The sequence below is a fragment of the Bacillus sp. LR--39 genome, from assembly GCF_053613335.1.
On sequence record NZ_JBSIOT010000856.1, the window covers coordinates 1 to 715 of the forward strand.

Annotated in this window: 1 protein-coding gene; it reads right to left on the minus strand. The window is 52.0% G+C overall.

From position 1 onward, the window contains the following. The coding region (locus tag ACWHAR_RS27020; RefSeq protein ID WP_452088425.1) for a B12-binding domain-containing protein at nt 1-715 on the minus strand (715 nt) is incomplete at both ends.

A 715-nucleotide genomic window follows, 5' to 3' on the forward strand; every position in this document is an offset into this window, starting at 1 on the left:
AGCTTTCATAACCTCTGCCGACTGCAGAACTTCAGCGACGATCAGCTCATTGTTGTTAAACAGCCGTCCGACCTCTGCCATGCCGTCCATGAGCGGACCGTTGATCACGTCGAGCGGGGTGGCGAATTTTTTCAACGCTTGTTCGAGATCGGGAATCAAGCCTTCTTTTGTACCTTCGATTACGTATTCGGCCAGGCGCTCTTCGAGGGAAAGGGACGTTTTCGGCTGTTTGTCCGCTTTTTTCTTTCCACGATAGAAGTCAGTGAAGGATGCGAGCGTTTTATCGTCGGTATGAAACAGAAGTTTTTCAGCCATCTCGACTTCTTCTTTAGGAATGGAAGCAAACCGCTCAAGCTTTTCTGTATTGACGATCGCGTAATCGAGCCCAGCCTGTGTTGCGTGGTACAAGAATACAGCATTTAAGATTTCCCGGCCGACGGGCGGAAGACCGAATGAGACGTTGCTGACGCCGAGAATCGTTAAGCATTCAGGGAGCTGCTCTTTGATGAGGCGGATCCCTTCGATCGTTTCTTTAGCTGAGCCGATGTATTGTTCATCGCCCGTTCCGACCGGGAAGACGAGCGGATCGAATATGATATCGCTGGCCGGTATTCCGTATTTTTCGGTGAGCAGCTGATGCGACCGGACGGCGACGGCCAGCTTTTTTGCCGCGGTGACTGCCATCCCCTCTTCATCGATCGTGCCGACGACGAGT